Source organism: Pseudomonas sp. 05N433 (assembly GCF_056396925.1).
In genome coordinates, this window is the sequence record NZ_JBFTML010000006.1 from 74,135 (window position 1) to 90,988 (window position 16,854).

The window sequence follows — 16,854 nt, forward strand, 5'->3', positions numbered from 1 at the left end:
CTTCCTTTGGGCTGCCGTGCAAAATTTGCCCATGATGCCGCAGGAATCCGCTCCCTACCAGTTACAACCGGATACGAGTCCGGTCCGTGGCTTATTCAGCGCCTTCGTGCGGTTCCCAATCGCGAGTGCGGCTGACGGCTTTTTTCCAGCCAGCGTAGAGTTTTTCCTTCGCGGTTTCGTCCAGCGCCGGTTCGAACTCGCGCTCGATCACCGCCTTGCCGCGCAACTCGTCCAGGCTGCCCCAGAAACCGCAGGCCAAACCCGCCAGGTAAGCGGCGCCCAACGCGGTGGTTTCGCGCATTTTCGGGCGCTCGACTTGAGTGCCGAGGATGTCGGCCTGGAATTGCATCAGGAAATTGTTCGCCACTGCACCGCCGTCCACGCGCAGGGCTTTCAGGCGTTCGCCGGAATCCTGCTGCATGGCGTCCAGAACGTCGCGGGTCTGGTAGGCAATCGACTCAAGCGCGGCACGAATGATGTGATCCACGCGTACGCCACGGGTCAGGCCGAACAACGCGCCACGGGCATACGGGTCCCAGTACGGAGCGCCCAGGCCGGTGAAGGCCGGCACCAGGTACACGCCGTTGCTGTCCTTGACCTTGTTGGCGAAGTATTCGGTGTCGTGGGCGTCGTTGATGATTTTCAACTCGTCACGCAGCCACTGCACGGTGGAGCCACCGTTGAACACCGCGCCTTCCAGCGCATAGGCCACTTCGCCACGCGGGCCGCAAGCGATGGTGGTCAGCATGCCGTGCTTGGACTTCACCGCTTTGTCGCCGGTGTTCATCAGCAGGAAGCAACCGGTGCCGTAGGTGTTTTTCGCCTGGCCTGGCTCGACGCACATTTGGCCGAACAGGGCGGCCTGCTGGTCGCCGGCGATACCGCCAATGGCGATGCCGCTTTTGGTGTGGCCGTAGATTTCGGACGAGGACTTAACTTCCGGCAGCATCTCGCGCGGGATGTCGAGGACGTCCAGCATCTTCGCGTCCCACTCCAGCGTGTGGATGTTGAAGAGCATGGTGCGCGAGGCGTTGGTGTAGTCGGTGACGTGCACCTTGCCGCCGGTAAATTTCCAGATCAGCCAGCTGTCTACGGTGCCGAACAGCAGTTCACCCTTGCGCGCCCGCTCACGGCTGCCTTCGACATTGTCGAGGATCCACTTGAGCTTGGTGCCGGAGAAGTACGGGTCGGTGACCAGGCCCGTGGTGTCGCTGATGTATTGCTCGTGGCCGTCGCGCTTAAGCTGCTGGCAGATTTCGGTGCTGCGGCGGCACTGCCAGACGATCGCGTTGTAGATCGGGCGGCCAGTGGTCTTGTCCCAGACCACGGTGGTTTCGCGCTGGTTGGTGATGCCGATGGCCGCGACCTGGTCGTGATGCAGGCCGGCTTGAGCCAGGGCCTCGACCATCACGGCGCTCTGGGTGGCGAAGATTTCCATCGGGTCGTGTTCGACCCAACCGGCTTGCGGGTAATGCTGTGCGAATTCACGCTGGGCGGTGCAAACCACGTTCGCGTCGCGATCGAAAATGATCGCGCGGGAGCTGGTCGTACCCTGATCGAGGGCAATGATGTAGTTCTTATTCTGAATGTCGGTCATGTCGATTGCCTTGGACGAAATAAGGAAGTGAAGTCAGGCGCGGGATCAAAATGGGCAGGATCACGCGCCAACGGTTTCAAGACGTTCTTGGTTTGCCGTCAATGGCCAGTGCTGCGTCCTTTGTAGCAGGTATGGCGCTGGGCAGATGACGGGCAATCAGCCCGCGATAAGCTGCAGCACCGAGACAGGCACCGACAATCGGTGCAAAAACCGGAATCAGGAAGTACGGGATATCGCGTCCGCCAGTGAAGGAAATTTCACCCCAGCCTGCAAAGAAAGTCATCAGTTTAGGACCGAAGTCGCGGGCCGGGTTCATCGCGAAACCGGTCAGCGGCCCCATCGAGCTGCCGATCACGGCAATCAGCAGGCCGATCAACAACGGCGCCAGCGGTCCTTTGGGCAGGCCATTGTTGTCGTCGGTGAGCGACATGATCACGCCCATCAGAATGGCGGTGATGATCACTTCAACCAGAAAGGCCTGGCCCGTGGACAGGGCAGGGTTCGGGAAAGTGGAGAACACCGAGGCCAATTCAAGGCTGGCTTCGGTGCCACGAACCATTTGGTGAGTTTGTTCGAAATCGAAGAACAGGTTGCTGTACAGCGTGTAAACCAACAATGCCCCGCAGAAGGCACCGGCGACCTGGGAGAAGATATAGAAAGGCAGTTTGCGCTTTTCGAAGTCAGCGAAAATGCTCAGCGCGATACTCACGGCAGGGTTGAGGTGCGCACCGGAAACACCGGCGGTGAGGTAGATCGCCATGCTGACGCCAACCCCCCAGATGATGCTGATTTCCCACAACCCGAAGCTGGCACCCGCCACCTTGAGCGCGGCAACGCAGCCGGTACCGAAAAAGATCAGCAGTGCAGTACCCAGAAACTCGGCCATGCATTGGCTCGAGAGCGACGGTTGTTGTAACGCAGTTGTCATTGAAAACCTCGTTTTTGTTGTTGTCTGGCGCTTTTCCATCGAGGTCAAAGCGCGATTTTCACCGAGGCAGGATCCCCATCCTGTGCTCGGCTTACTGCCGGGTGCTGCGGTGAGACGTTCGTGCTGTGTTCACATTCGAAAAAATATAGACAAGAAGCACTGCTGTCAAAGGTCGAAAGTGAACCATTAGTCATATTTAAACTATTAGTCCTGTGAATGATCGCATCGTTCATCCGGCGAGAAGCGTGTGGACGAACGACCGAAAGCCCGGCCAGGCTCTGGAAATAGCAGCGCAATAGAGCCTTTTATCGATCAATGACCTAGAATCCTGCGCAGTATTTTTCTTCTGCCGCCAAGTCTGGAGCTGTCATGACCCCCGCATTGGATTTGTTGAAAAAAGTTCGTGCCGAACATCGTGTGCACAGTTACGAACATGATCCGAAGGCAGCGTCCTATGGTCTGGAGGCCGCGGAAAAACTGGGCCTGGACCCCGCGCAGGTGTTCAAGACATTGCTGGCGGCCAGCGAGAAGGGGGAGTTATTGGTGGCGGTGGTGCCGGTCGTCGGAAGTCTGGACTTGAAGGCGCTGGCACAGGCCGCAGGCGTGAAAAAAGTCGAAATGGCCGATCCAGCCGCTGCGCAGCGTTCGACGGGGTATCTGTTGGGCGGTATCAGCCCGCTCGGGCAGAAGAAGCGCCTGCGCACGTTTATCGATCATTCGGCCCAGCCGTTTTCCAGTATCTTCGTCAGCGCCGGGCGGCGCGGTCTGGAAGTCGAACTGGCGCCTGCCGTRTTGGCCGAACACACCCAGGCGAAGTTCGCCGATATCGGTCGAGCCTGAGCAGAAGGTCTTGGGCTAACAACCCGGCGCTGTATGGTGGAAATTGGTTCGTTCTGTCACTGGTGAAGGGCTATGCCGGGCTTCATGCTCGGCGACCTGAAGAAAGGGAGAAGTGCCATGCAGCTTGAGTTTCATCAGATCGATGCGTTCAGTGATCGGCCGTTCAGTGGTAACCCGGCGATGGTGTACCGGCTCGATGCCTGGCTTGACGATGAGTTGATGCAAAAAATCGCCGCCGAACATAACCTCGCCGAAACCGCGTTCCTGGTGCGTGAGGGTGCTGTCTGGCGCATTCGCTGGTTTACTCCGACCACCGAAGTCCCGTTATGCGGTCATGCGACCCTGGCCAGTGCCTACGTACTGTTTGAACTCTATAAAGAACCGGTCGAGCGACTGGACTTCATCTGCAAGTCCGGCCCGTTGAGTGTCACCCGAGAGGGTGGGCGCTTGTGGCTGGATTTCCCGGCAGTCGTGCCGTCGGAAGTGGGCGTGACCCTGGATGTCGAGCGCGCCTTGGGCGTCGAGGCGGTCGATGTGCTGGGCTCGAACGAATTGTTCGTGGTGCTGGAGTCCGAGCAGGCGGTGCTCGATTGTCAGCCAGACATGATTGCCCTGGCGAAATTGCCATGGCCGGGCGCCATCGTGACAGCCAAAGGCAGCAAGCATGACTTTGTGTCGCGCTACTTTGCCCCGGCGATCGGCATCAACGAAGACCCGGTGACCGGTTCAACCCATTGCAGCCTGATTCCGTACTGGTCGAAACGCTTGAGCAAGTCGAGTCTGACGGCTTATCAGTGCTCGGCGCGGGGTGGGGAGTTGTTTTGTCAGCTGGAAGGGGATCGGGTGAGTATTGGCGGGAATGCGACGCTGGTCGCGAGCGGAACGCTAATGCTGGGTTAAACGAAAATCCAATAGATGGGAGCGAGCTCCCACCTATGTCCGCGTTGTTCAGCTGGCGGCGCCGTAGCGCCGAACCCCGGACTCGATCGTCGGAATCTGCGCCGCTGTACTGCCGGAGGCCTGGAACAGTACCAGGTGTTCCGCCGCTACCCGAATGCCGACTTCAGCACCGACCAGATGATCGGCATGACTTGGGAAAATCGACTCCAGCTGTGCGCCCGTAGGCAACTGCAAGCGGTACAGCGTTGAGGCACCCTGGAAGCTCTTGCCGACAATCTGCGCCCTCAGTGGGCTGGACGGTGCATAGACGATGTCGTCCGGACGCAGCAATACGTCCACGGCGCCACCGATCGGCCAGGTGTAGGCACGGTTGCCGCGCAATTCACCCAATTCGGTCTGCACCGACTCCGGGCTGCTCAACTGACCGCGAATGAAGTAACCCTGGCCAATGAAGCTGGCCACATACGGTGTCAGCGGTTCGTGATAGAGGTTGTAGGGGGTATCCCATTGTTCAAGGCGACCTTCCTTGAAAACGCCGACATGGTCGCTGACCGCGAAAGCTTCTTCCTGGTCGTGGGTCACCAGAATCGCACTGGTGCCGCGAGCCTTGAGGATGTCGCGTACTTCATGGCTGAGCTTGCGTCGCAACTCACCATCGAGGTTGGAGAACGGTTCGTCGAGCAACAACAGTTGCGGTTCCGGCGCCAGGGCGCGGGCCAGTGCAACCCGCTGCTGCTGGCCACCGGACAGTTCATGGGGAAAGCGCTTGCCGAGGTTTTTCAGGTTGACCAGTTCGAGCAGTTCTTCGGTGACACGATCCTTTTGCGGATGCCTGCGGATCCCGAAGGCGATGTTCTCGGCCACGCTCAAATGCGGAAACAGCGCGTAATCCTGGAACACCATGCCGATCCGGCGTTTCTCCGGGGCGAGGGTGAAGCCGGCGCTGGAGATGGTCTCGCCCGCCAACTGGATCTCACCCTCGTGCACCGGTTCGAAACCGGCAATGGCCCGCAGGGTGGTGGTTTTGCCGCAGCCCGAAGAGCCCAGCAGGCAACCGATATCGCCGGCATTCAAATGCAGGTTGAGGTTCTGCACAACCCGCTGGTTTTGATAACCACAGGCCAGATTGCGCAGGTTCAGCAGTAATGGCTGGCTCATGCGTGATGGTACGAAGGTGGGACGAGAAACTCGAGCAGGGCCTTTTGTGCATGCAGACGGTTTTCGGCTTGATCCCATGCCACCGAACGCGGGTCGTCGAGCAGGTCGAGGCTGATTTCCTCGCCACGGTGGGCCGGCAGGCAATGCATGAACAGCACGTCCGGTGCGGCCAGGTCGAGCAGCGCCCGGTTGACCTGGAACGGTGCGAACAGCTTCAGGCGCTTGGCGGTTTCCTCTTCCTGGCCCATGGAGGTCCAGACGTCGGTGCTCACCAGATGCGCGCCGCGCACGGCTTCCCGAGGATCGCGGACGATGCTTACCCGATCGCCGGCCTTGGCCACGAATTCAGGGTTGGGTTCGTAACCCTCCGGGCAGGCGATGCGCAACTGGAAGTCGAACTGGATCGCCGCTTCTATATAGCTGTTGCACATGTTGTTGCCGTCGCCGATCCAGGCCACGGTCTTGCCTTGGATCGAACCGCGATGTTCGAGGAAGGTTTGCATGTCGGCCAGCAACTGGCACGGGTGCAGGTCATCGGACAGGCCGTTGATCAGCGGGACTCGCGAATTGGCGGCGAATTCGGTCAGGGTGCTGTGCGAAAACGTACGGATCATCACTGCATCGAGCATGCTCGACATCACAATGGCGGCGTCGCCGATCGGTTCGCCACGGCCCAGCTGAGTGTCGCGCGGCGACAGGAAGATCGCCTGGCCACCGAGCTGGATCATGCCGGCTTCGAACGAAATACGGGTACGGGTCGAGGACTTCTCGAAAATCATCCCCAGGACGCGGTTTTTCAAAGGCTCGAACAGTACGCCGCGGTTACGCAGGTCCTTGAGCTCAACGCCTCGACGGATCACGCTGACCAGCTCTTCGGGCGTGCAATCCATCAGGGAGAGAAAGTGCCTTGCGCTCATCATTGACTACCTTTTTGCAACAGACCGCAGATACTCAAAGCCTTGTTTAACTGAAAAACGGGCGAGACCTGCGGCGTAAGCCGCACGGGGCGACGAAATAGGGGAAGGCGCGATATTGACATTAAATGTCGCGTTTTTCCAATAGGCTACGGTGTTTAGAGGATTTCAGAGAGGCTACGGGGTGACTGAGGTAGCGCTTTTGAAGCCTGTTTCCTGACAGCAGCTGAGCATTTGTACACTGGGCTCGCGGGGCTTGGCAATCAGACAGGGCGCGGGCGACAGATTGGCAGTCGGTTTTTGACCTGTCATTCGAGCCTTTGGCGGGCAATGTGTCTGGTCTGAAACATTTGCTAATGCAAAGTGCTGGGTTATAACTAAAGCACGAGCGACGCAGGAAGCCTCAGGAATGGAATCGAAAGAACAGTTATTGATGGAGCTACTCGGCCTTACGGCTCGCTCTCTGACCCACCTCACTGCTTCCATGACCTCGATGTCTTTCGAGTTGTTACGCAGTGAAGACGAAGTCACCAAGGCGGCTGGCCGGCGCATGATCGACCGCATGGCCACCATCAGTGCCGGGCTCGACGAGCATTGGCGGCTGATCGGCGAGCTCACCGGCGTGCACGTCGCCCACGAGCAGATCGAAACCATCGAGGAAATCCAGCTGCAGGCGCCGCCGAGTCTGCCGCCGAACTGATCTCCTTGCTGCCATCGGCCGGCCTGATGGTCGTCGATTCACAAGACGAACGTCGCTGGCGCGGTGGCAAGTCACGCGCCATARTTTTGTTCCCGCGGCCGACATTGCCCGCCCAGAACAAAACAGAGACTGGCCATGACCAAGACTCTCCATCACCGTGCGTGCCACCTGTGTGAAGCCATCTGCGGCCTGACCATCGAAACCACCGAGGTCGAAGGCAGCGGCGTGCAGATCACCTCGATCAAGGGCGACCCTCAGGACAGCTTCAGCCGTGGGCATATCTGCCCCAAGGCGGTGGCCCTGCAAGACATTCAGAACGACCCGGATCGCCTGCGTCAGCCGATGCAGCGAGTGGGTAGCGAGTGGCAGCCTATCGAGTGGGAAGATGCATTCAGCCTTGTAGCCGAACGCCTGGCGGCGATTCAGGAGCGTCACGGGCAGAACGCGGTGGCGGTCTATCAGGGCAACCCCAGCGTGCACAACTACGGGTTGATGACCCACAGCAATTACTTCCTCGGCCTGTTGAAAACCCGTAACCGGTTTTCCGCGACGTCGGTCGATCAGTTGCCCCATCACCTGACCAGTCATTTGATGTATGGCCACGGCTTGCTGTTGCCGATCCCGGACATCGATCACACGGATTTCATGTTGATCCTGGGCGGTAATCCGCTGGCCTCCAACGGCAGCATCATGACCGTGCCGGATGTGGAGAAGCGCCTCAAGGCGATTCAGGCCCGGGGTGGCAAAGTGGTGGTGGTCGATCCGCGTCGCAGCGAAACGGCGGCGATTGCCGACCAGCATCTGTTCGTGCGCCCCGGCGGCGATGCGGCGCTGTTGTTCGGGCTGCTCAATACGTTATTCGCTGAAGGCCTGACCCGCGACAGTCATTTGCCGGTCGATGGGCTGGATGAAGTGCGTAAGGCGATCGCAGGTTTCACTGCCGAGGCCATGAGCCCGCTGTGCGCAGTCCCCGCCGAACAGATCCGTCAACTGGCGCGGGACTTCGCGGCAGCCCCGACGGCGGTCTGCTATGGCCGCATGGGCGTCTCGACCCAGGCCTTCGGCACCTTGTGCCATTGGCTGGTGCAATTGATCAATCTGGTGACCGGCAACCTTGATCGTGTCGGCGGTGCGTTGTGCACCGAGCCGGCGGTGGACCTGGTGGCGTCCACATCGGGCGGCCATTTCAACCTGTGGCAAAGCCGCGTGTCCGGGCGTCCTGAATACGGTGGCGAGTTGCCGGTGTCGGCGCTGGCCGAAGAGATGCTCACCGAAGGGGAAGGGCAGGTCCGTGCGCTGATCACCGTGGCGGGTAATCCGGTGTTGTCCACGCCCAATGGCCGACAGCTGGAGCAGGCGCTGGACGGACTGGAGTTCATGGTCAGCGTCGACCTGTACATCAATGAAACCACGCGTTATGCCGACCTGATCCTGCCGTCGACTTCGGCGCTGGAAAACGATCATTACGACACCACCTTCAATATGTTCGCGGTGCGCAACGTCACCCGTTTCAACCGGGCGATTCTCGCCAAGCCGCAAGGCGCGCTGCATGATTGGGAGATCTTCGTGGGGCTGGCCAAGGCCTTTGCGGCGAAGACCGGCAAGGAGCTGAAACCGACCATTGCGCCGGCGCAGATGATTGACCGGGGGCTGCGGATGGGCCTGTATGGCGATGCTTCAGGGCACAAACTGTCGCTGGCGACCTTGTTCGATCACCCTCACGGTATCGATCTCGGCGCGCTCAAGCCCAATTTGACGCCTCGTCTGAAGACGGCCAATCAGCGCGTCCAGGCGGCGCCTGTGGAGATCCTCGCCGATCTGGCGCGCTTTGCGGCGTTGCAAGCACCAGCCGCCGATGAGTTACTGATGATCGGTCGCCGCCATGTGCGCAGCAACAACTCATGGATGCACAACTCTCACCGCCTGGTGAAGGGCAAGCCGCGCCATCAACTGCTGATGCACCCGGACGACCTGGCCAGCCGCGGGCTCAGCGATGGGCAGCGGGTGCGCGTCAGTTCACGGGTCGGCGTGATCGAGGTTGAAGTGGTCGCCAGCCTCGATATGATGAAAGGAGTGGTCAGCCTGCCCCACGGTTGGGGTCATGCGCGACCGGGCGTGCAGATGACGATTGCCAGTGGCCAGCCAGGTTCCAGCGCCAATGACCTGACTGACGAATGTCAGCTCGATGAGTTGTCGGGCAATGCGGCATTGAACGGCGTGCCGGTGACCGTGGCGGCGGCGTGAACATGTCTGTCGGGGAGGCCGAGCATGGCGCTCGGGTTTCCGTTACAATGCGCCACCGTGCCGACCACTGAGTCGGAAAGTTCAGCCGAGGTGCTCCATGGATATCATCGAAACGATTAAAGAGCAGATTGCCAACAACACCATTCTGCTTTACATGAAAGGCTCGCCGAATGCCCCGCAGTGTGGGTTCTCCGCGAAAGCCGCCCAGGCTGTGATGGCCTGTGGTGAAAAGTTTGCCTATGTGGATATCCTGCAGAACCCGGAAATCCGCGCCAACCTGCCAAAGTACGCCAACTGGCCAACCTTCCCACAACTGTGGGTTGCCGGTGAGCTGGTTGGTGGTAGCGACATCATGACTGAAATGTCTGCCGACGGTTCGTTGCAGGCACTGATCAAAGACGCCGCCGCCAAAGCCGCCGCTGCCAAGACCGAAGCCTGATTCGGTACCTGTAGGAGCGAGGCTTGCCCGCGAAGCAGGCGCCGCGCTTCTGCAGATACACCGCGTCATCGTTCTTCGCGGGCGAGCCTCGCTCCTACAAGAGCGCACGTAAAAAGCCCCGCCTCTGTAAAGAGAGCGGGGCTTTTTATTGCGTCGGGGTTAGCGGCGTAGAACTTACTCTTCGCCCATCTGCGATTGCAGATAGTTCTCAAGGCCGACTTTATCGATCAGGCCCAGCTGGGTTTCCAGCCAGTCGATATGTTCTTCTTCGGACTCAAGAATGTCTTCGAGCAGTTCACGGCTACCGAAGTCGCCAACGGTTTCGCAATGGGCGATAGCGACTTTCAGGTCGGCATGACCGTCGCGCTCGATCTTCAAGTCACACTCAAGCATTTCCTTGGTGTGTTCGCCGATGTGCAGCTTGCCCAGGTCCTGGACGTTCGGCAGGCCTTCAAGGAACAGGATGCGCTTGATCAGCTTGTCAGCATGCTTCATCTCGTCGATGGATTCGTGGTACTCGTGCTTGCCGAGCTTGTTCAGGCCCCAATCTTCATACATGCGCGCGTGCAGGAAGTACTGATTGATCGCGACCAGTTCATTGGCAAGGATTTTGTTGAGATGCTGGATGACTGTAACGTCGCCTTTCATGGTGGGAGTCCTGCCCTGTATTAGCTGTATATAAGGCGGAGTTTGAGCCGCGTAATTAATAGTGTCAAACCTAAGTTATTGAAACTTAAATGAAAATTAATCGGAATAAGAATGTTTGTGTTCCGCGTCTAAGGCCTAAGCGATTGATTTTCAGACATAAAAAAACCGGACATCAAGTCCGGTTCTTCGAAATACGGTAGTTATGCGGCTGTAAATTCTACGGGGTAGGGGATCGCCGCCTGGGCCGTTTGCAGTTTGCCCAGTGTTTCACGCACCACTTCCTTGGCCAGGCAAGCGCATTTGCCACATTGGCCGGCTACGCCGGTAGCCAGACGGACTTCCTTGTAGCTGCAGCAACCTTCATAGATTGCATCGCGGATTTGACCGTCGGTGACGCCGGTGCAGAGGCAGACATACATAAGTGAGAACCGTCGCTGGTTGTGACTCAATTGCGATGGATCTTAATGTTAACGAGAATGATTGTCAAAGTGGTTTCTGAAGGCTTTTCGTCATAAGGGCCTTTGACTGACGAACGGTTTCCTCTCGCGCCTTGCGAAAAAAAATAGCAGCGGCCATTTTGCCCGCCAGAAAAAAACCGCTAAGGACAGGCGAAAAACGCGGTGTATGATGGTCGGCCTTTTGCGAAGGAGGTTCGTGTCACAGGGCTGTCGCCTGAGGGTGACAGGCTGGCATGAGCCCTGTTCTTCAACGTTATTACACCAGGAGATATCCAATGAGCGTACTCGTAGGCAAACAAGCCCCTGACTTCACCGTACCGGCCGTACTCGGCAATGGCGAAATCGTAGACAGCTTCACCCTGTCCTCGGCCATCAAAGGCAAATACGGCCTGGTGTTCTTCTACCCACTGGACTTCACCTTCGTTTGCCCGTCCGAGCTGATCGCTCTGGACMACCGCATGGCTGACTTCAAGGCACGCAACGTTGAAGTGGTCGCCGTTTCGATCGACTCGCACTTCACCCACAACGCGTGGCGCAACACCCCGGTGAACAATGGCGGTATCGGCCAGGTTCGTTACACCATGGCTGCTGACATCAAGCAGGAAATCATGAAGGCTTACGACGTTCAGTCCGCTGACGGCGTGGCTTTCCGTGGTGCGTTCCTGATCGAYGACAAAGGCGTTGTCCGCTCGCAGATCGTCAACGACCTGCCGCTGGGCCGTAACATGGAAGAGCTGATCCGTCTGGTTGATGCTCTGCAATTCCACGAAGAGCACGGCGAAGTTTGCCCTGCCAACTGGAAAAAAGGCGACAAAGGCATGAACGCTTCGCCAGAAGGCGTTGCGGCTTACCTGACCGAGCACGCTGCTGCGCTGTAAGCCAGGCGTCCGGCAATAAAAAACCGGCCTCACTGAGGCCGGTTTTTTTATGGGCGGGATAAACCGGCGACCAGCCTCAGTCGTTGTAGTCTTCCCAGCCGCCCATCTGTTTCCAGCGATTGACGATGCCGCAGAACAGCTCAGCAGTCTTCTCGGTGTCGTAGCGAGCCGAATGAGCCTCACGACCGTCGAAGTCGATGTCCGCTGCCTGACAGGCCTTGGCCAGTACGGTTTGACCGTAGGCAAGACCGGCGAGGGTCGCGGTGTCGAAGCTGGAGAACGGGTGAAACGGGTTGCGTTTCATGTCCAGGCGCGCGACTGCCGCGTTGAGGAAACCCAGGTCGAAGCTGCTGTTGTGACCGACCAGAATCGCCCGTTTGCAACCGTTGGCTTTCAGGGCCTTGCGAATGCCACGGAAGATATCGGTCAGCGCCGCTTCTTCACTCACTGCCATGCGCAACGGGTGATCGAGTTTGATCCCRGTGAATTCCAGGGCTGCTGCTTCGATGTTGGCGCCTTCGAATGGCTCAACCCGGAAGAAGTAGGTGTGATCGGGGTACACGAACCCTTTTTCATCCATGGCGATAGTGGTTGCAGCAATTTCCAGCAGGGCGTCGGTGGCCGAGTTGAAGCCACCGGTTTCTACGTCGACGACAACCGGCAGGTAACCACGGAATCTGGCAGCCATTGGATGACGAGGACCACCTCCACCGCCTTGACCGTCCTGTTCGTCGTCGAAATGGTCTTCACTCACGCGTGTTCCTCCAGCAGGCGCCAGCGCAGTTTTTCACCGGCGCGCAGCGGGATAACGGTCAGCTCGCCAAATGGCAGGCTGGTTGGGGCGGTCCACTCTTCGCGGACCAGGGTGATGCGATCGGTGTTCGCCGGCAGACCGTAGAAACGCGGGCCATTGAGGCTGGCGAAGGCTTCGAGCTTGTCCAGCGCATTACGCTGTTCGAAGGCTTCGGCATACATCTCGATCGCGGCATAAGCGGTGTAGCAACCGGCACAGCCGCAAGCCGCTTCTTTGGCGTGCTGGGCATGGGGGGCCGAGTCGGTGCCGAGGAAGAACTTGTCGCTGCCGCTGGTGGCGGCGTCGAGCAGGGCTTCCTGGTGGGTATTGCGCTTGAGGATCGGCAGGCAATAGAAGTGCGGCCGAATCCCACCCACCAGCATGTGGTTGCGGTTGTACAGCAGGTGATGCGCGGTGATGGTGGCGCCAACGTTGGCCGAAGCCGCGTTGACGAACTGCACGGCATCGGCGGTGGTGATGTGTTCGAACACCACTTTGAGCGTTGGGAAACGCTCGACCACGCGACGCATGTGCTCATCGATGAAGATTTTTTCCCGATCGAAAACGTCGATATCGCCACGGGTGACTTCACCGTGAACCAGCAAGGGCATCCCGACTTCGGCCATGGCCTCCAGTGCAGGGAAAATCTTGTCGATGCTGGTGACGCCAGAGTCCGAATTGGTGGTCGCGCCGGCCGGGTACAGCTTGGCGGCGTGAATGAAACCGCTGGCCTTGGCCTCACGAATTTCTTCGGGCTGGGTGCGGTCGGTCAGGTACAGAACCATCAGCGGTTCGAAACGGCTGCCGGCCGGACGTGCGGCGAGAATCCGCTGGCGATAGCCATCGGCTTCAGCAGCGTTGCGCACCGGAGGTACCAGGTTGGGCATGATGATGGCGCGACCAAAGGTGCGCGCGACATCCGCGACGGTATTGGTCAACACGGCACCATCGCGAAGATGAATGTGCCAGTCGTCGGGACGCAGCAGGGTCAGGCGGTCGGACATGAGGGAATTCCAGGCGGGTCAAACTCAGGGGAATGCTACCGGAAAAGACTCTTCCAGGCACTCGCTATCAAGTTTTACGACAAGCTTCCGATACCCAACAGGCAGGCCGTGAATATGTGTGTCGGTCTTTTTGTCGTAGAAGCCAGTGGAGCCTCCCGTGCGCCAGCGTTATTTAGCCTTGCTCAGTGTGTTTGCCAGCCTTCCCGCGATGGCGCTCACTTTCCAGACTCGCCTGGAGAGCATCGAGTGGACGGTCGAAGGCGACAAGTTCGAATGCCGCCTGACTCAACCGATCACCGATTTCGGTTCGGGTGAGTTTGTGCGGCGCGCCGGAGAGCAGGCGACATTTCGACTGAAGGCCTACAACTCAATGATCGGTGGGGGTTCCGCCACCTTGCTGGCGGCGGCTGCGCCATGGCAGCCGGGGCGTGGCGACATTAACCTGGGCTCGGTGAGAATCGGTAGTGGCAACGTGCTGTTCAACAGTTCGCAAGTGCAGGCCGGGCGCCTGATCAGCGGGCTGATGGAGGGGCGCAGCCCGGTCGTACGACACTCATCGGGCGACGGTCGGGTGTCTGAAGTGCGTCTGCTGCCGGTCAAGTTCAGCAAGGCCTATGGTGACTATCAGGGTTGCGTCGCCAAGCTGTTGCCACAGAATTTCGAGCAAGTGAAGCAATCCGAGGTCGGCTTTCCGGGGGAGGGTATCGATCTCGATGCCAGGGCCAAGGCCCAGTTGCAGGTCATGCTGGAGTTCATGAAGGCCGATCCGACGGTCAACCACATTGAACTCGATGGCCATTCCGACAATAGCGGTAACCGGCTGACCAACCGTGAACTGTCACGACGCCGGGCGCTGGCGGTGATGGATTTCTTCAAGGCCAATGGTGTGCAGGAATCGCAGATCACCCTGCGTTTTCACGGTGAGCGCTATCCGCTGGCGCCCAACAACAATGCCGCCAACCGGGCGAAGAACCGCCGGGTTGCCGTACGTCTCGAGCGGGTCGCACCGACCGAGAAACCTGCGCCTCAAGCCACCGCCGCCGCGAGCAGCGCGACGACCTCCTGAACCTGCTGAATTCGTCGCTCGCTCGACATAATCTGTCGCTTCGTCGTCATAAGCTGTCGCGCCTCTGTAAATTATCCTGCATGAGCGGTAGACTTGACAGCTTTCCGTAGAACCCCGTGGAGTGATGGCATGGCGGACGTAAACAAGGTCGTTCTGGCGTATTCCGGCGGCCTGGACACTTCGGTGATCCTCAAGTGGCTGCAGGATACATATAACTGTGAAGTAGTGACCTTCACCGCTGACCTGGGTCAGGGCGAAGAGGTCGAACCGGCCCGCGCCAAGGCACAGGCCATGGGCGTAAAAGAAATCTATATCGACGATCTGCGCGAAGAATTCGTGCGTGATTTCGTGTTCCCGATGTTCCGCGCCAACACCGTTTACGAAGGCGAGTACCTGCTGGGTACTTCCATCGCTCGTCCGTTGATCGCCAAACGCCTGATCGAAATCGCCAACGAAACCGGTGCTGACGCCATTTCCCACGGCGCGACYGGCAAGGGCAACGACCAGGTTCGTTTCGAACTGGGCGCCTACGCCTTGAAGCCAGGCGTGAAAGTGATCGCTCCATGGCGCGAATGGGACCTGCTGTCCCGTGAGAAGCTGATGGACTACGCCGAGAAGCACGCGATTCCGATCGAGCGTCACGGCAAGAAAAAATCCCCGTACTCGATGGATGCCAACCTGCTGCACATCTCCTATGAAGGCGGCGTGCTGGAAGACACCTGGACCGAGCACGAAGAAGACATGTGGCGCTGGACCGTCTCCCCGGAGAAAGCTCCCGACAAACCGCAGTACCTGGAACTGACCTACCGCAACGGCGACATCGTTGCACTGGACGGTGTCGAAATGACCCCGGCCACCGTGCTGGCGACCTTGAACCGTATCGGTGGCGAACATGGTATCGGCCGTCTGGACATCGTCGAAAACCGCTATGTGGGCATGAAGTCCCGTGGCTGCTACGAGACGCCTGGCGGCACCATCATGCTGCGCGCTCACCGTGCGATCGAATCGATCACCCTGGACCGCGAAGTGGCTCACCTCAAAGACGAGCTGATGCCTAAATACGCCAGTCTGATCTACACCGGCTACTGGTGGAGCCCAGAGCGTCTGATGCTGCAACAGATGATCGATGCTTCCCAGGCCCACGTGAACGGCGTAGTGCGCCTGAAACTGTACAAGGGCAACGTGATCGTCACCGGACGCAAGTCCGACGAGTCGTTGTTCGACGCCAACATCGCGACCTTCGAGGAAGATGGCGGCGCCTACAACCAGGCCGATGCGGCGGGCTTCATCAAGCTCAACGCCTTGCGCATGCGTATCGCGGCGAACAAAGGCCGCAAGCTGTTCTGAGACCTTTGATGCGGTAATGGAACTGTGGCCTTGTCGATGACAAGGCCACAGTTCTGAAAAAGGGCTGCTGCATATTACGTTTCGCTTTCTGCTGGTTTCTTCCAACCGTTCCTTTTGCTGCCTGCCTTTGATCTCACTTCAAGGGCTGCCTTGCTCTGTGCGACGGGTCAAAACCTAGCCCATGATCGTCACGCCATGTGAGCTCAAATTGTAAGAAACACAGAACGTTGCGTTGCTGCGTTTCTTTAGTTGTTTCCAGTGTTTGAGCGCACTGTCCTTCAGCACTACCTCCGAATCGGCACACGTGAGAAATACGATCACGTGTGCAGGATTATCCGGCGCGTGCTGGATACTCTCCATCAGGGCGCTGAACCCCATTTTTTTGGTTATCCAGCGTGCATCAATGATGTGCAGATCCTTTAGCGGCGCGGGCAGCTGCACATGGTGTTGGACCGAGCGTTCAGGCGACACACTGGAAGTGCTGTTTCCAGAGTGATCAGCGTTGTCCATGACTTTTATAAAATGCTTTCCCTTCTCGAAATCGGAGGGCGCGTAAAGCGATCGATAATTGAAGTTAAGTGTGGCGAAGAAAAGAAAAAGCAAATAAAAGGGAAAGCTGATCAGAAACCAGATGTAGAGTTCTCTCTCCTTGTGGTCAAGAAAGGGCAGCGATACAGCAGCTGATGTTTCGGACAGTGCTGCAAATATTGCAATGATTGTCATGGGGTTGGTGATTCTTTTTTTGAGTTTTGTCATGTTTTTTACTCATTAGGTATTATCTTTTTCTCTGTTGGTTTATAGGGTGTGTTTTGGTGGTGATGCATGTATGAGTGTGTTTTTTTGTATTTGTTATTTTAAGTTTCTTTTTGTTGTGTGGTTGAGGTTGATATAGTAACTGTATTGTTCTGGGTCTGGGTATGGCTGTTTATTTGTTTTAAAG

17 protein-coding genes are annotated in these 16,854 nt (G+C 58.2%); 8 read left to right on the forward strand and 9 right to left on the reverse strand.

The window, feature by feature from the left end; translation table 11 throughout:
- Window positions 1–91 precede the first annotated feature (91 nt).
- Both glpK and AC1DIS_RS04140 read right to left on the reverse strand, forming a co-directional pair.
- Entirely contained in the window at window positions 92–1,597 is a 1,506-nt protein-coding gene (gene glpK, locus AC1DIS_RS04135) for a glycerol kinase GlpK (protein ID WP_018926616.1), read from the reverse strand.
- Between the two features lie 76 nt (window positions 1,598–1,673).
- Window positions 1,674–2,525 carry an MIP/aquaporin family protein gene (locus AC1DIS_RS04140; protein WP_019581559.1) on the reverse strand — a complete coding sequence of 284 codons (852 nt, stop codon included), beginning with the start codon at window positions 2,523–2,525 and terminating at the stop codon, window positions 1,674–1,676.
- Between the two features lie 369 nt (window positions 2,526–2,894).
- On the opposite strand from AC1DIS_RS04140, the gene ybaK reads away from it, so the two are divergent.
- Window positions 2,895–3,365, forward strand: a complete 471-nt coding sequence (gene ybaK / locus AC1DIS_RS04145) for a Cys-tRNA(Pro) deacylase (RefSeq protein ID WP_007938929.1) — start codon at window positions 2,895–2,897, stop codon at window positions 3,363–3,365.
- A 117-nt stretch (window positions 3,366–3,482) separates the two neighbouring features.
- Window positions 3,483–4,265 carry a PhzF family phenazine biosynthesis protein gene (locus AC1DIS_RS04150; protein ID WP_026286459.1) on the forward strand — a complete coding sequence of 261 codons (783 nt, stop codon included), beginning with the start codon at window positions 3,483–3,485 and terminating at the stop codon, window positions 4,263–4,265.
- 48 nt (window positions 4,266–4,313) lie between these two features.
- Here the strand turns inward: AC1DIS_RS04150 and AC1DIS_RS04155 are convergent, their stop codons facing one another.
- Window positions 4,314–5,423: an ABC transporter ATP-binding protein gene (locus AC1DIS_RS04155; protein ID WP_477744526.1), complete on the reverse strand. Its 1,110-nt coding sequence runs from the start codon at window positions 5,421–5,423 to the stop codon at window positions 4,314–4,316.
- A complete protein-coding gene (gene argF, locus AC1DIS_RS04160; protein WP_026286458.1) occupies window positions 5,420–6,340 on the reverse strand; it encodes an ornithine carbamoyltransferase in 921 nt (306 codons plus the stop codon). The genes AC1DIS_RS04155 and argF overlap by 4 nt, the downstream gene beginning before the upstream one ends.
- A gap of 406 nt (window positions 6,341–6,746) precedes the next feature.
- Between argF and AC1DIS_RS04165 the strand changes: the two genes are divergently transcribed.
- From AC1DIS_RS04165 to grxD, 3 genes are all read left to right on the forward strand, one after another.
- On the forward strand, window positions 6,747–7,037 hold the full coding sequence (locus tag AC1DIS_RS04165) for a hypothetical protein (RefSeq protein ID WP_018926610.1): 291 nt from the start codon (window positions 6,747–6,749) through the stop codon (window positions 7,035–7,037).
- A 135-nt stretch (window positions 7,038–7,172) separates the two neighbouring features.
- Window positions 7,173–9,281 (forward strand): molybdopterin oxidoreductase family protein, encoded by a 2,109-nt coding sequence (locus tag AC1DIS_RS04170; RefSeq protein ID WP_477744527.1) that lies wholly within the window; start codon window positions 7,173–7,175, stop codon window positions 9,279–9,281.
- A 97-nt stretch (window positions 9,282–9,378) separates the two neighbouring features.
- Window positions 9,379–9,720 carry a Grx4 family monothiol glutaredoxin gene (gene grxD / locus AC1DIS_RS04175; protein ID WP_007938922.1) on the forward strand — a complete coding sequence of 114 codons (342 nt, stop codon included), beginning with the start codon at window positions 9,379–9,381 and terminating at the stop codon, window positions 9,718–9,720.
- A 174-nt stretch (window positions 9,721–9,894) separates the two neighbouring features.
- Here grxD and bfr read toward each other — a convergent pair whose 3' ends face one another.
- Together bfr and AC1DIS_RS04185 are read right to left on the reverse strand one after the other, a co-directional pair.
- Window positions 9,895–10,368 (reverse strand): bacterioferritin, encoded by a 474-nt coding sequence (gene bfr, locus AC1DIS_RS04180; RefSeq protein ID WP_007898512.1) that lies wholly within the window; start codon window positions 10,366–10,368, stop codon window positions 9,895–9,897.
- A 200-nt stretch (window positions 10,369–10,568) separates the two neighbouring features.
- Window positions 10,569–10,787: a bacterioferritin-associated ferredoxin gene (locus tag AC1DIS_RS04185; protein ID WP_018926608.1), complete on the reverse strand. Its 219-nt coding sequence runs from the start codon at window positions 10,785–10,787 to the stop codon at window positions 10,569–10,571.
- A 314-nt stretch (window positions 10,788–11,101) separates the two neighbouring features.
- Between AC1DIS_RS04185 and AC1DIS_RS04190 the strand changes: the two genes are divergently transcribed.
- The gene (locus AC1DIS_RS04190) at window positions 11,102–11,704 is read left to right on the forward strand and encodes a peroxiredoxin (protein WP_477780779.1); all 603 of its coding nucleotides are present in this window, start codon (window positions 11,102–11,104) and stop codon (window positions 11,702–11,704) included.
- A gap of 76 nt (window positions 11,705–11,780) precedes the next feature.
- On the opposite strand, the gene rnt is transcribed toward AC1DIS_RS04190, so the two are convergent.
- Both rnt and pyrC read right to left on the reverse strand, forming a co-directional pair.
- Window positions 11,781–12,458, reverse strand: coding sequence for a ribonuclease T (gene rnt, locus AC1DIS_RS04195; RefSeq protein WP_007938919.1), 678 nt, complete (start codon window positions 12,456–12,458; stop codon window positions 11,781–11,783).
- Window positions 12,455–13,501, reverse strand: coding sequence for a dihydroorotase (gene pyrC / locus AC1DIS_RS04200; protein ID WP_018926606.1), 1,047 nt, complete (start codon window positions 13,499–13,501; stop codon window positions 12,455–12,457). The genes rnt and pyrC overlap by 4 nt, the downstream gene beginning before the upstream one ends.
- A gap of 157 nt (window positions 13,502–13,658) precedes the next feature.
- Between pyrC and AC1DIS_RS04205 the strand changes: the two genes are divergently transcribed.
- Together AC1DIS_RS04205 and AC1DIS_RS04210 are read left to right on the forward strand one after the other, a co-directional pair.
- Window positions 13,659–14,567 (forward strand): flagellar protein MotY, encoded by a 909-nt coding sequence (locus tag AC1DIS_RS04205; RefSeq protein ID WP_018926605.1) that lies wholly within the window; start codon window positions 13,659–13,661, stop codon window positions 14,565–14,567.
- Between the two features lie 129 nt (window positions 14,568–14,696).
- A complete protein-coding gene (locus AC1DIS_RS04210; RefSeq protein WP_020799894.1) occupies window positions 14,697–15,914 on the forward strand; it encodes an argininosuccinate synthase in 1,218 nt (405 codons plus the stop codon).
- A 174-nt stretch (window positions 15,915–16,088) separates the two neighbouring features.
- On the opposite strand, the gene AC1DIS_RS04215 is transcribed toward AC1DIS_RS04210, so the two are convergent.
- On the reverse strand, window positions 16,089–16,670 hold the full coding sequence (locus AC1DIS_RS04215) for a hypothetical protein (RefSeq protein ID WP_064616313.1): 582 nt from the start codon (window positions 16,668–16,670) through the stop codon (window positions 16,089–16,091).
- Window positions 16,671–16,854: the final 184 nt, after the last annotated feature.